This window comes from Streptomyces sp. NPDC003036 (assembly GCF_040611175.1).
Taxonomy (GTDB): Bacteria; Actinomycetota; Actinomycetes; order Streptomycetales; family Streptomycetaceae; genus Streptomyces.
On sequence record NZ_JBEXNO010000006.1, the window covers coordinates 52,152 to 68,264 of the forward strand.

Here is a 16,113-nt window from a genome sequence, read left to right on the forward strand (position 1 = left end):
CCGAGGACTGACGACGTGCGCCTTTCCCTCCTCCGCCCGGTACGGGCTCCGCTGGTGTGGGGCCCGGCCGCGGCCGCCGTGCTGGCGACGGCCGCGTACACCCTCGGCGCCACGCGCCGGCCGCGTACGGACAACGCGGCGCTCGCCGCCGAGGCCGCCCGCGCCCGCGGAGCCGTGGACCGCGCCCGGGAGGAAGCCGACCGCGCCCGCGAGGAGGCAGACCGGGCCCGGGAGGAAGCCGACCGCGCCCGTGCCGAGGCGGAAGCCGCCCGCGAGGAGGCCCGGCGCAGCGAGCGGAACCGGGCCGCCGCCGTGGCCGCCTGCGCCAACGCCGCCGGGCGCATGCAGGCCCTCGCCACGAGCATGCTCGCCGACCTGCGCGAGATGGAGCACCGGCACACCGACGAGGACGTCCTCGCCGACCTGCTCCACCTCGACCACCGCACCGCGCAGGCCGGGCGCCTCGCCGACTCCCTGGCCGTCCTCACCGGCGCCCGCTCGGGCCGCCGCTGGGCGAAGCCGATCGTCATGGAGTCCATCCTGCGCGGCGCCATGGGCCGGATCGGCGGCTACCAGCGCGTACGGCTCCACTCCACCACGGACGCGGCGATCGCCGGCCACGCCGCCGAGGGCGTCATGCACGCCCTCGCCGAACTCCTCGACAACGCCGTCACCTTCTCGCCGCCCACCGCCGAAGTGCACGTGTACGTCGAGGAGGTGCCGTCCGGTCTCGTCGTCTCCGTCGAGGACAGCGGGCTGGTGATGAGCGAGGTGCAACTGCGCCGCGCCGAGCGCGCCGTCAGCACGGACCACACCGACCTGAGCGGCTTGTCCGGGACGCGGCTCGGCCTCGCCGTCGTCGGCCGGCTCGCCCGCAAGCACGGCCTGACCGTCTCCTTCCGGCCCTCCGCACGCGGCGGCACCGGCGTGGTGGTGACGGTTCCGCAGGAGCTGATCACGCGCGTACGCGTCCAGGACGGCAAGGACGTGAGGGACGTCAAGCACGTCCAGGACCCGGCGCCCCGGAACACCGCGCAGGCCGCTCCCGAGCCCGCCGCCCCCGAGCTCGGCGAGAGCGGCCTGCCCAAGCGCCGCCGCGGCCGTACCCTCGCCGCCGCCCGGCCCGCCGCGGCGGCCCCGGCGGCCAAGGCGGCCACGGAACCCGCCGCCCCCCGCCCGGCCGACGCGGCCGCCGCCACCCGCTTCCACAGCTTCCGCCAAGCGGTACGCACCACCACGGAAGGCACCCCCGAATGAGCACTGCCACGACCGACGAGAAGCTCAACTGGCTGCTGGAGGGCCTCCTCGAGCGCACGCCCGGCGCCCGCCACGCCCTCGTCCTGTCCCGCGACGGCCTCAAGCTGTGCCGTACCCCCGAGCTCTCCGTCGACCAGGCCGACCACCTGGCCGCCATCGCGGCGGGCATCCAGTCCCTGTCGCACGGCGCCTCCGTCGAGTTCGGCGACGGGAGCGGCGGCGTACGGTCCGCGATGGCGGAGTTCTACGGCGGCGTCCTGCTGATCGTCGAGGCGGGCGAGGGCGCGCACCTCGCCGTGGTCGCCGCCGAGGACGCCGACGTCGGCCTGGTCGGGCACGCCATGAGCGAGCTGGTCGAGCAGCTCGGCGAGCACCTGCGCGCCGAGCCCCGCACACCGTGAGTCCGGGCAGCCACAGGGACGAGTCGCCGGACCGGCTGTACACCCTCACCGGCGGCCGCGCCCGCTCCGGGCCGGACTCGCCGTTCGACCTGGTGACCCTCGTGGTCGCCGAGTCCGAGCCGGTGCCCGGCATGCAGTCCGAGCACGCCGCCATCCTGCGCATGTGCCGCCGCCCCACGGCGGTCGTCGAGGTCGCCGCCGAACTCGCCCTGCCGGTGAGCATCGTCCGCATCCTGCTCACCGACCTGCTCGGTACGGGACGGATCAGCGCCCGCCACCCGCGTACGTCCGCGGCGGCGTCCTCGTCCTCGTACGCACTTCCCGACCCCGACATCCTGGAGCAGGTGCTCGTTGGACTCCGCAACCTCTGACGCTTCCTCAGACGCCTCGCAACGGGCGCCCTTGCGCGACACCGCCGACAACGGCCTGAAGATCGTCATCGTCGGCGGTATCGGTGTCGGCAAGACCACCCTCGTCCGCTCCGTCAGCGAGATCCGGCCCCTCGACACCGAGGAGACGATGACCCGCGCGGGCGAGCCCGTCGACGACGTCTCCGCCGTCGGCGCCAAGCGGTCCACGACCGTGGCGTTCGACTTCGGCCGCATCACGCTCGACGCCCACAACGTCCTGTACCTCTTCGGCGCCCCCGGCCAGGAGCGCTTCTGGTTCCTGTGGGACCGGCTCTTCTCCGGCACCCTCGGCGCCGTCGTCCTGGTCGACACCCGGCGCCTCGCCGACTCCTGGTACGCGATCGACCGCCTGGAGCACCACGGCACGCCGTTCATCGTCGCCTGCAACGACTTCGGCGGCCCCGTCCACACCGAGGCGCAGATCCGCGAGGCGCTCGATCTCGCCGACCACGTACCGCTGGTGGAGTGCGACGCGCGCGACCGCTCCTCCAGCAAGTACGTCCTGATCAACCTCGTCGAGCACCTCCGCACCCTCCACCTGGAACGCAGATGACCACCGCACCCGTTCCCGCTCCGGTCCCGCTCTCCGGGCCCCGCTTCCAGACCGACCCCGCCCGCCTCTACCGCGAGCTGCGCCGCGACCACGGCTCCGTCGCCCCCGTCCTCCTCGACGGCGACATCCCGGCCTGGCTGGTGCTCGACTACCGCGAGCTGCACCGCGTCACCGGCGACCCGGTCCTCTTCAGCCGCGACTCGGCGCTGTGGAACCAGTGGGACCGCGTCCCCGACGACTGGCCCCTGCTGCCCATGATCGGCCGGAACCAGCCGTCCATCCTCTACACCGTCGGCGAACGCCACCGGCAGCGCGCCGCGATGGTCGGCCACGCGCTGGAGTCCGTCGACCCCTTCACCCTGCGCCGGTACGCCGAGGAGTACGCGGACGGCCTCATCGACGCGTTCTGCGGCACGGGCGAGACCGAGATCATCGGCCAGTACGCCATGCTCCTGCCCGTACGCGTCCTGGTGAAGATCTACGGCGTGCCCGACGACCAGGGCCCCGGGCTCGTCACCGCCCTCAACGACATGATCGACGGCCGCGAGCGGGCCCTGGCGGGCCAGCGGCACCTGGCCGAGGCGATGTCCGCGCTGCTCGCCGCCAAGCGGGCGGCGCCCGGCGACGACGTGGCGTCGCGCATGCTGGCCGACCCGTCCGGCTTCACGGCCGAGGAGATCGCCCAAGACCTGATGGTGATGATGGCGGCCGGGCACCAGCCGACCGCCGACTGGATCGGCAACTCGCTGCGCCTCATGCTGACCGACGACCGGTTCGCGGCCTCCCTCTCCGGCGGCCGGCACAGCGTCGCCGAGGCCATGAACGAGGTGCTGTGGGCCGACACCCCCACCCAGAACGTGGCCGGCCGCTGGGCCTCCCGCGACACCCGCCTGGGCGGCCGGTCCATCAAGGCCGGCGACCTGGTCCTGCTGGGCCTGGCCGCCGCGAACGCCGACCCGCAGGTGCACATCGACAACTCCGCCCTCACCGGCGGCAACGGCGCGCACTTCTCCTTCGGGCACGGCGAGCACCGCTGCCCCTTCCCGGCGCAGGAGATCGCCGAGGTCATCGCCCGTACCGCGATCGAGGTGCTGCTGGACCGGCTGCCCGACCTCGACCTCGCCGTACCGGCCGAGTCGCTCACCCGCCGGCCCTCGCCCTGGCTGCGCGGCCTGACCGAGCTGCCCGTGACCTTCACCCCGACCCCCGCCCTCGTCCCCGCCCCCGGAGGCACTCCGTGACCGCTGGCCCCCTCCACTTGGACCCCTTCGTCACCGACCTCGACGGCGAGAGCGCCCTGCTGCGCGCCGCCGGTCCGCTGGCCCGGGTCGTCCTGCCGGGCGGCGTGCCCGTGTGGGCGGTCACGCACCACGCGGAGGCGCGCGAGCTCCTCACCGACAAGCGGCTCGTCAAGGACATCAACGTCTGGGGCGCCTGGCAGCGCGGCGAGATACCGCCGGACTGGCCGCTGATCGGTCTGGCCAACCCCGGCCGCTCGATGCTCACCGTCGACGGCGAGGACCACCGGCGGCTGCGCGCCCTGGTCGCGCAGGCGCTCACCCCGCGCCGGGTGGAGCGGATGCGGGAGCGCATCACCGAGCTGACGAACGGCCTGCTGGACGAGCTCGCGGCCCACGGGAAGCCGGGCGAGACGGTGGACCTCAAGGCGGCGTTCGCGTACCCGCTGCCCATGTACGTCATCAGCGACCTGATGGGCATCGACCCGGCGGACCATCCGCGGCTGAAGGTCCTCTTCGAGAAGTTCTTCTCGACGCAGACGCCGCCGGAGGAGGTCGTGGCGACCCTCGGCGAGCTGGCCGGGATGATGGCGAAGGTGGTGGCCGCGCGCCGCGCCGAGCCGGGCGACGACCTCACGAGCGCGCTGATCGCCGCCTCCGAGGACGGCGACCACCTCACCGACGAGGAGATCGTCTCCACACTCCAGCTGATGGTGGCGGCCGGTCACGAGACGACGATCTCGCTCATCGTCAACGCCGTGGTGAACCTCTCCACCCACCCGGAGCAGCTCGAACTCGTCCGTTCCGGTCAGGTCGGCTGGGACGCCGTCATCGAGGAGACCCTGCGCTTCTCCACCCCCACCTCGCACGTCCTGATCCGGTTCGCGACGGAGGACGTCGAGGTCGGCACCGGGGCCGACGTGCGGACCCTGCCCGCCGGTGAGGCGCTGATCGTGTCGTACGGGGCCATCGGCCGCGACGAGAAGCAGCACGGCCCCACGGCGGGCGTCTTCGACGTCACCCGCTCCCCCATCCGGCACATCTCCTTCGGGCACGGCCCGCACGTCTGCCCCGGCGCCGCCCTGTCGCGCCTGGAGGCGGGGGTGGCGCTGCCCGCGCTGTACGCGCGCTTCCCGGGGCTGACGCTCGCCGTGCCGGCGTCCGACCTGCGCAACAAGCCGGTGGTCACGCAGAACGATCTCTTCGAGCTGCCGGTGCGGCTCGCCTGAGGCACCGCCTCCCGTCCAGGCGTCTCATTTTTGTGTCTCATCGGACGGACACGGCGTTCCGCCGTGTCCGTCAGCGGTTAGGCTCCGGCCGTGGCTGAGATCCAGATTCCCACCGACATCAAGCCCGCCGACGGCCGTTTCGGCGCGGGCCCCTCCAAGGTGCGTACGGAGGCGCTGGACGCCCTGGCCGCCACCGGCACGTCCCTCCTCGGTACGTCGCACCGCCAGGCCCCGGTCAAGAACCTGGTCGGCGAGGTCCGCGAGGGCGTACGCGCGCTCTTCTCGCTGCCCGACGGTTACGAGGTGATCCTCGGCAACGGCGGCTCCACCGCCTTCTGGGACATCGCGACCCACGGGCTCATCGAGTCGAAGTCGCAGCACCTCTCCTTCGGCGAGTTCTCCTCCAAGTTCGCGAAGGCGGCCAAGCTGGCGCCGTGGCTGGAGGAGCCGACCGTGATCTCCTCCGACCCGGGCACGCACCCCGAGCCGCGGGCCGAGGCGGGCGTCGACGTGTACGCGTTCACGCACAACGAGACCTCCACCGGTGTCGCCGCCCCCATCAAGCGGGTCCAGGGCGCCGACGAGGGCGCGCTGGTCCTCGTCGACGCGACCTCCGGCGCGGGCGGCCTGCCGGTCGACATCACCGAGTCGGACGTCTACTACTTCGCGCCGCAGAAGTCCTTCGCCTCCGACGGCGGCCTGTGGATCGGCGTGTTCTCCCCGGCCGCGCTGGAGCGCGCGCAGCGGGTGCACGCGTCGGGCCGCCACGTGCCGGAGTTCTTCTCGCTGCCGACGGCGATCGACAACTCGCTGAAGAACCAGACGTACAACACCCCCGCCCTCGCCACCCTCTTCCTGCTCAACGAGCAGCTGAAGTGGATCAACGGCCAGGGCGGCCTGGAGTGGTCGACGGGCCGCACCGCCGCCTCCGCGCGCACGCTCTACGGCTGGGCGGAGGAGTCCAAGTACGCGGCTCCGTTCGTCTCCGACCCGGCGAAGCGCTCGCAGGTCATCGGCACCATCGACTTCTCCGACGAGGTCGACGCGGCGGCGGTCGCCAAGGCGCTGCGCGCCAACGGCATCGTCGACACCGAGCCGTACCGGAAGCTGGGGCGCAACCAGCTGCGCATCGCGATGTTCCCGGCCGTCGAGCCGTCGGACGTCGAGGCGCTGACGAAGTGCGTCGACTACGTCATCGAGAAGCTCTGATCCTCCGGTAGGACGTACGACGAGAGGGCCCGGCGCGGGAACGCGCCGGGCCCTTCCGCGTGTGCTGCCGCGTGGGCACGCGGCCGATAACCGCTCTATCGGCCCCAGGGGCCCATCCCTACCATCCGAACCGCGTACACCATCCACGGTTGGACCCCCCACTTCGACCGAAGGCAACCGATCGGAGAACCATGTCCAGAGCAGCACGGGCGACCGCCGTCGGCGGCACGACCGCGGCCTTACTGGCCGCGACAGCCCTCTCCCCCGGCGCCTCCGCCGCCACGACGCGGGCCATCGTCGCCCCGCCCGACAAGATCGTGATCGAGGTCGCGACCGTCAACGGCTCCGGCTGCCCGCTGGGCACCGCCGCCGTCGCCGTCGCGCCCGACAACACCGCCTTCACCGTCACGTACAGCGACTACCTCGCCCAGGTGGGCGTGGGCGCCGAGCCGACCGACTTCCGCAAGAACTGCCAGCTCAACCTGGTCGTGCACGTCCCGCAGGGCTTCACCTACGCCGTCGCCAGCGCGGACTACCGCGGCTACGCCAGCCTCGCGGCGGGCGCCTCGGCGGTCCAGAAGGCGTCGTACTACTTCCAGGGCTCGCCCAGCACCGTCGCCAGGTCCCACCCGTACAAGGGCCCGTACGCCGACAACTGGCAGGCGACCGACTCCACCGACTGGGCGCAACTGGTCTGGGCGCCCTGCGGCGAGAAGCGCAACTTCAACATCAACACCGAGCTGCGGGTGAGCGCGGGCACCTCGGACCCGACGAAGACCAACAGCTTCATCGCGATGGACTCGACGGACGGCGACATCAAGACGGTCTACCACCTGGCCTGGAAGGAGTGCCCGAGGTAGACCGCCCACCGGCCGGGCGGGTCCGCGCCCCCTCCGCGGGCCCGCCCTCGTCACTTCGAGAGCCGTTGGAACCGCCGTACCGCCAGCGGCAGGAAGACCGCCGTGATCACCAGCGGCCACACCACCGCCATGAGTGCCGCGTTCTCCTGGATCCAACTCCCGTCGCCGCCCACCGGGTTGCCGAACAGCTCCCGCGTGGCCGCCGCCGTCGAGGAGAGCGGGTTCCACGCGGCGAGCGTGCCCAGCCAGTCGGGCATGGTCCCGGGCTGGACGAACACACTGGAGATCATGGTCAGCGGGAACGCCACCGCGAACAGCCCGCCGGCCGCCTCCGGGTTGGGCACCAGCAGCCCCAGCCAGATGCCGACCCACGTCAGGCAGTAGCGCAGGAGCAGCAGCAGCGCGAAGCCGCCCACCGTCCCGAGGAACCCGCCGTCCGAGCGCCAGCCCATCGCGAACGCCGTCGCCGCCAGGATGGCCAACTCGGCGCACGCCACGATCAGATCGGTCACGGCGCGCCCGGTGACCACCGCCGACGGGGCCATGGGCATGGAGCGGAACCGGTCGATGACGCCCTTGTTGGCGTCGGTGACCACGGCCGTCGCGGTGTTGATGAAGCCGAAGGCCATCGTCATCACGAACATGCCCGGCATCAGGAAGTCCCGGTAGTCCGCGGCCCCGCCGCCGCCCGGCGGCTTCATCGCGCCGCCGAAGACGTACCCGTACAGCAGGACGGACAGGATCGGGAAACCGAGCTGCCAGGCGATGTAGACGGGTTTGCGCTGATAGTGGGTCAGCTGGCGGCGTACGACGTTCCAGCAGTCGGCGACCGCCCAGAAGGCGCGCCCGCGCCCGGCGATCGGCTCCAGTGTGCTGCTCATGTCGGTGCTCATGCGGCCACCGCCTCTCCGGTCAGGCGCAGGAACACGTCGTCCAGGCTCGGCCTGCGCAGCCCGATGTCCTCGACCGCGACCGCCTCGTCCTGCAGCGTCCTCGCCACCTCGGTGAGCGCCGCGACCCCGTCGGCGACGGGCGCGTGGACGCGCCGCTCCAGGTCGTCGACGCGGGGCTCGCCCGCGCAGACCCGGGCGACCGTCTTGGCGACCCGCGGCAGGTCGGCCACGTCCACGGCCACCACCTCGATGCGGTCGCCGCCGACCTGGCGCTTGAGCGCCTCGGGGGTGTCGTCGGCGATGGCGCGGCCCCGGTCGATGACGGTGATCCGCGAGGCGAGCTTGTCGGCCTCCTCCAGGTACTGCGTGGTCAGCAGGACGGTCGTGCCGCCCGCGACCAGGTCGCGTACCGCCTCCCACACCTCGCCGCGCCCGCGCGGGTCGAGCCCGGTCGTCGGCTCGTCCAGGAACAGCACGCGCGGCGCCAGGATCATCGAGGCCGCCAGGTCCAGGCGCCTGCGCATGCCGCCGCTGTAGCCCTCGACGCCCTTGTCGGCGGCCTCGGTCAGGCCGAACCGCTCCAGCAGCTCCGCGGCGCGCTGCCGGGCCCGCCGCCCGCCCAGGTGGAACAGGCGCCCGAACATCTCCAGGTTCTGCCGTCCCGTGAGGACCTCGTCCACGGCGGCGTACTGGCCGGTGAGCCCGATCAGGCTGCGTACGCGCCGGGGGTCGCGGCCCACGTCGACCCCGGCGACCTCGGCGCGCCCGCCGTCGAAGCGGCGCAGCGTGGCCAGCACCCGTACCGCCGTGGTCTTGCCCGCGCCGTTCGGTCCCAGGAGGCCGTGCACGGTGCCGGGGCGGACGGCGAGGTCGAAGCCGTCCAGTGCCCTCTTCTCCCCGTACCGCTTCTCCAGGCCCTCGGCCCGTACCGCCCAGTCGTCCATGAAACCCTCCCCGTCCGAGAAACTGAGTACACCGTACCCAACTTGCGCGTACAGCGTACCCAGTTTTTGTCGAGCGGGAAGAACAGGGGTATCGGGGGGGAATTACGCTGACCCCATGAGCAGCGACAAGACCACCGGCGGCGGCGCCACGGCGACGACCGGCAGCGGCGACATCACCCGCAGCCTGGAGCTGCTCTGGGGCACCGGCGAGCCGCCCGTGCGGGGCGCGCGGGGGCCGAAGCGGGGCCTGACCCTCGACCGGATCGTCACCGCCGCGGTCGAGGTCGCCGACGCGGAGGGCCTCGACGCCGTCTCGATGCGCCGCCTCTCCACGGAGCTCGGCGTGGGCACGATGTCGCTGTACCGGTACGTCCCCGGCAAGGCGGAGCTGCTCGACCTGATGCTCGACCACGTCCAGGGCGCCCTGCTCGACCCCTCCGCGCCGCCGCCGCGCGACTGGCGCGCCGCCGTGGAGGCCCTGGCCCGGGCCCAGACCGACCTCTACCGCCGCCACCCGTGGCTGCTGAAGGTCAACCAGGCCCGGACGGTCCTCGGCCCGAGTGCGCTCCGGGGCTTCGAACTGGCGCTGAGGGGGCTGAACGGCATGGGGCTGAGCGACCCCGAGATCCTCTCGGTGATCATCACCGTGCAGAGCTTCGCCTCCGGTATCGCGCGCATGGAGGCCCAGGCCGTCGAGGCCGCCAAGGAAACCGGCGTCAGTGACGAGGAATTCTGGACGCGCCAGGGCCCCTTCCTGGAGCGCGCCATGGAGAGCGGTGACTACCCGCTGATCGCCGGCCTCGCCGAGGGCACCTTCTCGCCCGACGTCGACCACTTCGGCTTCGGGCTGCGCGCCCTGCTGGCGGGCTTCGAGGCCCTGGTGACCGCTCGCACCAGCCGGCAGGGCAGTTGAGGCCCAGGAACGGGTGAGTACGCGTACTCATGCCCTGAGACGACCGGCATCCCCATGATGCCTGCATGCGATCGATATCCCTCCCGAAGTCCGTGCTGGTGGCCGCGCTGGGCTGCCTCGTCCTGTCCGCCTGCGGCACCCAGAAGGCCGCCCCCGACCACGCAGCCCCCGCGGGCAGCGCCGTGTCGGCGGCGGCCACCCCGCCTGCCCCGCCGAGCGCGGAGGACCAGGAGATGCGGTTCATCGAGCTGGTGGGCCAGGCGATCGGCGCCTGCTCCCCGGACGCCCCCAGCGGCAAGGGGGACAAGAGCGGCGAAGGGGCGCCCGTGCCCGATGGTCTGGTGCTCGAGGAGGAGCCCACCCGGATATACGGGCCGGGTGAGACCCCGCCGGCCGTTCCGGGTGACGAGACGGAGGCGCCCGTTCCCCTCCCCTCGGACGCTCCCGAGCCGCCGAGCACCGCCCCTGGCTCCGCCAAGCCCAAGCAGCCGGTCGAAGTCCCGCTCCCCGGCACCGAGAAGTGCTTCGCCGACTGGCACGCGGACCGCGTCACCAAGGGCTTCAAGAACACGAAGGCGACCGACTACGCGGCGATGCGCACGAAGCTGACGGCCCTCGATTACCCGGCCGCACGGGTCCACCGGATGCCGGACCACGGGGGCGCGCCCCGGGCGCGAGTCGACCTGCGCTTCATGGGTGGCCACGCGGCGCTGGAGGTCACCGGCACCTCCAGCGGGGTGATCGTCGAGGTGTTCGGGGCTCCGGAGACGGAGGACGTGAAGCTGACCGACGTGAAGCGGAAGCCACGGCTGGACTCCACCATGTAGGAGGAGGGTTGGCGGTCAGCGACGGGACGCCGAGCGCTGGGGCGGCGCGATGCGCACCCGCTTGTCGACGGGCGCCTTCTCTATGTCGTCGAGCTGCGCGGTGATCGTGGCGCGCAGGTCGTCGTCGTCCTCGAACCGGTAGTCGTTGAAGAGCGTGTAGCCCGTCCACATCAGGTTGGCGCACACCCGCGCCGGCACCCCGCCGGTCCGGGCGCCCATGCCGACCAGCGCCACGGACCCGATGCTGCCCGGCGCCTCCGCGTTCTGCCGGTGGATCGCCTGGAACGCGGCGGCGCACGCGAGCGCCACGTTCAGGGTCTCGCTCACGTTCTGCGCGGACCTCTCCATCGTGGGCGTCGAGATCAGGAACTTCGGGTTCACCGCCCCGGACGGAACGCACACCGCGCTGCCCACCGGCAGCCGGCCGGCGAACCGGTCGCGGATCGCCCGCTGCACCCGCAGCTGGATGCCCGCTCCGAGGTACCGCTTGATGACGGCGTCCACGCCGCCGTCCATCCGCCCCCGGGAGTTGGTCGGGCTCACCCACGCGTCGACCTGCTCGTCGAGGATCGAGCCCCTGCGGATCTCGACCTCGGGGGTGTCGGCGAACGCCGCCCTCCACGCCTCCACCACATCGGCGTTGACGTCGGTCAGCACGACCCTGAGCGGCGCCTGCACTCGGTTCACGGTCATTTCCACTCCCCCATCGAGCAACGGTTCTTCCAGTGCTCACGACGCTAACGCCCGCCACTGACAACGGGTCCGTATGCGCACCCTGATGACGGTTCGTCACGAACGTCCCACTGTCACTGGCCGCTGCTAGCGTCCCGCTCCAGTTCCGCGATCCGACGATGGGAGCCCTTCGCCATGGCCGATGCCCACACCCCCGACCCGAACGACCCGCTGGCCCTCACCGAGCTGTTCAAGGGCGGCGGTGAGCCATGGCTCCCGCTGCTGAAGCCCGTCATCGAGGCACAGCAGGACGCGTCCGCCTTCATCGGCCCCGACCGCAGCCCCGAGGTCGTTCCCGTACGCGAACTGACCTTCCAGGCGCTCAAGCCCCACCCGCCGCACAAGTGGAAGGTCGTCGTCTTCGGCCAGAACCCGTACCCGCGGCCGGAGAGCGCGACCGGCATCGCCATGTTCGACAACACCTTCCACGACTGGGCGGACAGTCAGTTCGGCAGGGTCGTCAGCATCCGCTGCATCATCAAGGCGGCCGCGATGTGGAAGTACGGCATCCCCAAGAAGACGCCGATCGCCGACGTCCGCGCGCTGCTGAAGAAGCAGGACACCGTCCAGCCGCCGGAGTGGTTCCAGGCCATGCTCACGCAGGGCGTCCTGCTGCTGAACGCCGCGCTCACCGCCAGCGGCGACCGGTCGACGGGGCCCGACCGGCACACGGCGTTCTGGCGGCCGGTCGCGGAGCGGATCGTCGAGGAGATCCTCAAGGCCAAGCAGGACGCCGACGAAGAGGACCGCGGTGTCGTCTTCGCCTGGTGGGGCGCTCACGCGCGCAACCTGAAGAAGATCGTCCTCCGCCTCCAGGAGAAGTACCCCGACGTCGACGTCCGCCACATCGACCACGCCAACCCGGCGGCGCAGGGCGACCTCTTCTGCGAAGGCGACCACTTCGCGACCGTGAATGACGCCCTGGCCTCACTCGGCGCCGACACAATCGACTGGCTGCCGAGCACGGGCTGGAACAAGCCCGCGGCGGGGGAGGCCGGCGGGACGGCCGACGGGGACGACGGCGACTCCACCGACGACGTCTCCGCGCGCATGGGCGCGTTCATCGCCTCCACCATGGAGCTGCACCAGCTCTATCTGGACCGCCTCACCAGCGTGAAGGACGAGGGTCTCGTCCTCCCCGCCATCACCGGCGTGTTCGACACCCCGCTCATGGACTTCCGCGACGCCGTCGCCCCGGTCGCCCGGCTGCTGTCCGGCCTGGACCGGCACGTCCGGCTGTCCCACGAATTCGGCAAGCGGCGGGCGGACGAAGCGGACGGGGGCCTCTCCGCCGACGCCATCGCCGCCCTCTACCTCTACACCTGCGAGTCGGCGTTCTACCGCGAGATCAACGCCATCCTGCGCACCCCCGACCGGTCCAAGCTCGTCCCGTACCTCCCGTACCTGCGTCTGCTGTTCTCGGCGGTGTCGGGGCTTCCGACCCGCACCGAGCCGCTGTGGCGCGGCGTGGCCCTGGATCTGCGGGCGCAGTACCCGCTCGGGCGGACCGTGACCTGGTGGGGCGTGTCCTCGTGCACGTCCGAGCTGGGCGTGGCCCGGTCGTTCCTCGGCAACCGCGGCAAGCGGACGCTCTTCGAGGTGCGGCCCGTCCGGGCCGTGGGCATCCGCAGCTTCTCGGCCTTCACCGGGGAGGAGGAGTACATCCTCGCGCCCGGCACCCAGCTCAAGGTCACCGACGTGAAGACCGAGCGCGGGGGCCTGTGCACCGTGAAGCTGACCGAGCTGGAGGAGCAGCCTCTCGTGTCCTGACCGGGCCGCGGCGGGCGGGCGGCCCTACCCGCGCGGACGCCGCCCGCGAGCGCGCCTCAGCCAGAAGGCGCCCACCGCGACCGCGCCCAGCACGAGCGCGCCCAAGGTGGCGTTCCCGCCCTCTCCGGACGCGCCGCCGCCCGAGCCGCCGTCCGCCGAGCTCCCGCCGTCCGAAGGGGAGCCGGGAGCCGGCGTCCGCGTCTGTCCGGAACCGGCACCTGCCCCCCGTTCCACCGGCACCCGGACGACCTCGCTCCCCTTCCCCTCCGAGCCGATCATCAGCGCCGTGCCGTCCAGCGTGTACGTCACCGACTCCGACTGCCGCTGCAGCGGCGCGGACACCCGCCTCTCCTCCCCCAGCCGGCCCCCGCCCTCCCACGCGTACGCCCGCGCGCTGAAGTAGCTCCGCAGCACCAGCTCCGTCCCGTCCGGCGAGAAGGCGCCGTCCGTCACCCACGGCACCTCGCCGACGCGCCGGAAGACGTTGGCGCCGTCCGCGGAGAGCCGCGCGGGCCCTTCGTACAGGCCGCCGCCGTCCTCGTTCTTCGACGCGATGTACACGCGGCCCGTCTTCGGGTGCACCATCAGCGCCTCGGCGTCGCGCGGCCCGTCGGCGTACCGGACGGTGTACTGAGTGGCGTCGACCGTCCGGTCGCCGAGCTCCTTCGGCTCGGGGAAGCGGTAGATCCACACGTGGTCCCAGGTGCCGTTGAGGTTGTCCCCGATGTCCCCGACGTACACGGCTCCGTCCGGGCCGACCGAGACGGCCTCCATGTCGCGCGGGGTGCCGATCCCGCGCAGCGTGACCGTGGCGACCGTCCGGCCGGTGCGCCCGTCGACGGCGAAGACGCGCGGCCCGTCCTGGTCGTTGTGCGTCCAGTAGACGCCCGGGTGGGCGCGGCTGGCCGCGAGTCCGCTGGACTCGGTGATCCGCGGGTCCTCGAGGGTGAACCCGCCGTCGTCCGCCACCGCCGGACCGGCGGCGGCCCCCAGGGCACCCGCCAGCAGGAAACCCGCCACTGCCGTACGCAACAAAGCCATCGCAGCCATACGCCCCAGTGTCCACGGTCACATCGCCCCCGCGCTCCCCGGCCGGGGGCCCGGTCGGGGATGATGGCCGTATGCGTTTCATGTTCGTCGGCGACAGCCAAACCATCGGACGCGCCGGCGACTACACCTGGCGCTACCGCATGTGGCAGCACCTCAACGCCACCTTCGGCGGCCCTTACGCCATCGTCGGCCCGCGCACCGAGCTGTACGACACCTCCGCCGACGCGCCCGTCTCGCACGCGTACGCCGACCCCGACTTCCCCGCCAGGGCCCGGCGGCACCTGGCCGGCTGGGGCGAGGGCTGGCTCCACATGGCGCCCCTCATCCGCCAGGCCGTCGCCTCCACCAAGGCGGACGTCCTGCTCGTCGCCCTCGGCCTGATCGACCTCGGCTTCTACACCAACAGCGACCAGACCGCCGAGAACACCCGCGTCTTCCTCCAGGAGGCCCGCGCCGCGAACCCCCGCGTCCGCGCCGTGCTCCTCCCCGTCATACCGAACGTCCGCGCCCGCGACGAACCCGACTTCGCCGCCGAGTGCGCCCGCTTCAACGAGCTGCTCGCGAAGGCGGTCGCCGACCTCGACCAGCCGGGCTCGCCCCTGCTCCTGGCGACGCCCCCGGAGGCGTACGACCTCCACTACGACACGTACGACGGCACCCACCCCGGCCCCTCCGGCGAGCACAAGCTGGCGGCGGCCTTCGCGACGGCGATGTACCAGGCGTGGGACATCGGCGGCCCGTACGCGTCCAAGGGCAGGTAGCGGCAGCACCGGGTAGGGCCACCGCAGAAGCGGACTGCTACCCTCCGGGACCACTGTGCGCACCACCCCGTGTGCGCGTTCCTTGGGGGGAACAGATCTCCGTGCTCAACTCCGCGTCATCGGTCTTCTCGGCGCGCCCATGCTTCGACGCCCACGTCACCATGCCCGTCCTCGTCACCCTCCGCACCGCCGTGGCGGAGCGCGACTGGCCGGCCGTCGCCCGCTTCTTCGCCGGCCTCACCCACGAGGACGAGCGCGCCTACGCCTGCTCGTACGTCGGCGGCCTCGACGGCTGTGAGGCGTTCCTGGAGCAGGCCGTCGCCGACCACCCCGGCGACCCGCTCGCCCGCTGCCTCCTCGCCGACCGCCGCATCCGCGTCGGCTGGGGCATCCGCTCCAGCGCCCGCGCCCAGCACGTCTCGCGCGAGCAGTTCGACCAGTTCCACGCCTGGCTGCGCCGCGCCGAGGGGCTGCTCATCGAGGTCTGCGCCGAGTACCCCGACTACGCCCTCGGCTGGTACCTGCGCCTGATCACCGCCCGGGGCCTGGAACTCGGCCACAGCGAGACCCGCCGCCGCTACGACCGGCTCGCCGAGCACCACCCCCACCACTACCCGGCGCAGACGCAGCTGCTCCAGCTGCTGTGCCCGAAGTGGGGCGGCTCCTGGGAGGCCGCCTTCGGCTTCGCCGAGGAGTGCGCGGCCGCCGTCCCGCCGGGCGGGCACAGCGCCACCCTGGTCGCCGAGGCGCACCTGGAGAAGTGGCTCGACCTCTCGCCCCGCGAGGGCGGGCGCTGGATGGCCCAGCCCGCGGTCCGCGACGAGCTGACGGCCGCGGCCGCCCACTCCGTACTGCACCCGCACTACCGCCCGGGCTTCCACTGGATCTCCGCCCACGGCTTCTTCGCCGCCGCCCTCTCCCTGGGCGGCCACTACGCGGAGGCCGCCCCGCACTTCCGCGCCCTCGGCGACGCCGCGACCCGGCACCCGTGGGACTACCTCGACGACGACCCGGCGGCCGCGTTCCTCCGGCACCGCAAGCACGCACTGGCAAAGGGCTGATCCGA

Annotated in this window: 17 protein-coding genes; 13 read left to right on the forward strand and 4 right to left on the reverse strand. The window is 72.6% G+C overall.

Annotation, left to right across the window (positions count from 1 at the left end):
- Nucleotides 1–15: 15 nt before the first annotated feature.
- From ABZX67_RS06315 to ABZX67_RS06350, 8 genes are all read left to right on the forward strand, one after another.
- A complete protein-coding gene (locus tag ABZX67_RS06315; RefSeq protein ID WP_355355407.1) occupies nt 16–1,257 on the forward strand; it encodes an ATP-binding protein in 1,242 nt (413 codons plus the stop codon).
- A complete protein-coding gene (locus ABZX67_RS06320) occupies nt 1,254–1,658 on the forward strand; it encodes a roadblock/LC7 domain-containing protein (protein WP_355355409.1) in 405 nt (134 codons plus the stop codon). Before ABZX67_RS06315 ends, ABZX67_RS06320 begins: the two co-directional genes overlap by 4 nt.
- On the forward strand, nt 1,655–2,029 hold the full coding sequence (locus tag ABZX67_RS06325; protein WP_355355411.1) for a DUF742 domain-containing protein: 375 nt from the start codon (nt 1,655–1,657) through the stop codon (nt 2,027–2,029). The genes ABZX67_RS06320 and ABZX67_RS06325 overlap by 4 nt, the downstream gene beginning before the upstream one ends.
- On the forward strand, nt 2,010–2,621 hold the full coding sequence (locus ABZX67_RS06330; RefSeq protein WP_355355413.1) for an ATP/GTP-binding protein: 612 nt from the start codon (nt 2,010–2,012) through the stop codon (nt 2,619–2,621). Before ABZX67_RS06325 ends, ABZX67_RS06330 begins: the two co-directional genes overlap by 20 nt.
- Nucleotides 2,618–3,862, forward strand: a complete 1,245-nt coding sequence (locus tag ABZX67_RS06335; RefSeq protein ID WP_355355415.1) for a cytochrome P450 — start codon at nt 2,618–2,620, stop codon at nt 3,860–3,862. Before ABZX67_RS06330 ends, ABZX67_RS06335 begins: the two co-directional genes overlap by 4 nt.
- On the forward strand, nt 3,859–5,088 hold the full coding sequence (locus ABZX67_RS06340; protein WP_355355417.1) for a cytochrome P450: 1,230 nt from the start codon (nt 3,859–3,861) through the stop codon (nt 5,086–5,088). Before ABZX67_RS06335 ends, ABZX67_RS06340 begins: the two co-directional genes overlap by 4 nt.
- A 90-nt stretch (nt 5,089–5,178) precedes the next feature.
- Nucleotides 5,179–6,297 (forward strand): phosphoserine transaminase, encoded by a 1,119-nt coding sequence (serC, locus tag ABZX67_RS06345; protein WP_355355419.1) that lies wholly within the window; start codon nt 5,179–5,181, stop codon nt 6,295–6,297.
- A 191-nt stretch (nt 6,298–6,488) separates the two neighbouring features.
- The gene (locus ABZX67_RS06350) at nt 6,489–7,157 is read left to right on the forward strand and encodes a DUF4360 domain-containing protein (RefSeq protein ID WP_355355421.1); all 669 of its coding nucleotides are present in this window, start codon (nt 6,489–6,491) and stop codon (nt 7,155–7,157) included.
- 50 nt (nt 7,158–7,207) lie between these two features.
- Here ABZX67_RS06350 and ABZX67_RS06355 read toward each other — a convergent pair whose 3' ends face one another.
- Both ABZX67_RS06355 and ABZX67_RS06360 read right to left on the reverse strand, forming a co-directional pair.
- Nucleotides 7,208–8,038 carry an ABC transporter permease gene (locus ABZX67_RS06355; RefSeq protein WP_355355423.1) on the reverse strand — a complete coding sequence of 277 codons (831 nt, stop codon included), beginning with the start codon at nt 8,036–8,038 and terminating at the stop codon, nt 7,208–7,210.
- Between the two features lie 8 nt (nt 8,039–8,046).
- Nucleotides 8,047–8,994: an ATP-binding cassette domain-containing protein gene (locus ABZX67_RS06360; protein WP_355355425.1), complete on the reverse strand. Its 948-nt coding sequence runs from the start codon at nt 8,992–8,994 to the stop codon at nt 8,047–8,049.
- Between the two features lie 115 nt (nt 8,995–9,109).
- Between ABZX67_RS06360 and ABZX67_RS06365 the strand changes: the two genes are divergently transcribed.
- Both ABZX67_RS06365 and ABZX67_RS06370 read left to right on the forward strand, forming a co-directional pair.
- Entirely contained in the window at nt 9,110–9,907 is a 798-nt protein-coding gene (locus ABZX67_RS06365; protein WP_355355427.1) for a TetR/AcrR family transcriptional regulator, read from the forward strand.
- A 65-nt stretch (nt 9,908–9,972) separates the two neighbouring features.
- Nucleotides 9,973–10,734 (forward strand): hypothetical protein, encoded by a 762-nt coding sequence (locus tag ABZX67_RS06370; RefSeq protein ID WP_355355429.1) that lies wholly within the window; start codon nt 9,973–9,975, stop codon nt 10,732–10,734.
- Nucleotides 10,735–10,749: 15 nt separating this feature from the next.
- Here ABZX67_RS06370 and ABZX67_RS06375 read toward each other — a convergent pair whose 3' ends face one another.
- On the reverse strand, nt 10,750–11,427 hold the full coding sequence (locus ABZX67_RS06375) for a macro domain-containing protein (protein ID WP_355355431.1): 678 nt from the start codon (nt 11,425–11,427) through the stop codon (nt 10,750–10,752).
- A gap of 174 nt (nt 11,428–11,601) precedes the next feature.
- On the opposite strand from ABZX67_RS06375, the gene ABZX67_RS06380 reads away from it, so the two are divergent.
- The gene (locus tag ABZX67_RS06380) at nt 11,602–13,236 is read left to right on the forward strand and encodes an ADP-ribosyltransferase domain-containing protein (RefSeq protein WP_355355433.1); all 1,635 of its coding nucleotides are present in this window, start codon (nt 11,602–11,604) and stop codon (nt 13,234–13,236) included.
- A 24-nt stretch (nt 13,237–13,260) separates the two neighbouring features.
- Here the strand turns inward: ABZX67_RS06380 and ABZX67_RS06385 are convergent, their stop codons facing one another.
- Entirely contained in the window at nt 13,261–14,277 is a 1,017-nt protein-coding gene (locus tag ABZX67_RS06385) for a WD40 repeat domain-containing protein (RefSeq protein WP_355355667.1), read from the reverse strand.
- An 80-nt stretch (nt 14,278–14,357) separates the two neighbouring features.
- Between ABZX67_RS06385 and ABZX67_RS06390 the strand changes: the two genes are divergently transcribed.
- Both ABZX67_RS06390 and ABZX67_RS06395 read left to right on the forward strand, forming a co-directional pair.
- The gene (locus ABZX67_RS06390) at nt 14,358–15,047 is read left to right on the forward strand and encodes a GDSL-type esterase/lipase family protein (protein ID WP_355355435.1); all 690 of its coding nucleotides are present in this window, start codon (nt 14,358–14,360) and stop codon (nt 15,045–15,047) included.
- A gap of 101 nt (nt 15,048–15,148) precedes the next feature.
- Nucleotides 15,149–16,108 (forward strand): hypothetical protein, encoded by a 960-nt coding sequence (locus tag ABZX67_RS06395; protein ID WP_355355437.1) that lies wholly within the window; start codon nt 15,149–15,151, stop codon nt 16,106–16,108.
- Nucleotides 16,109–16,113 lie beyond the last annotated feature (5 nt).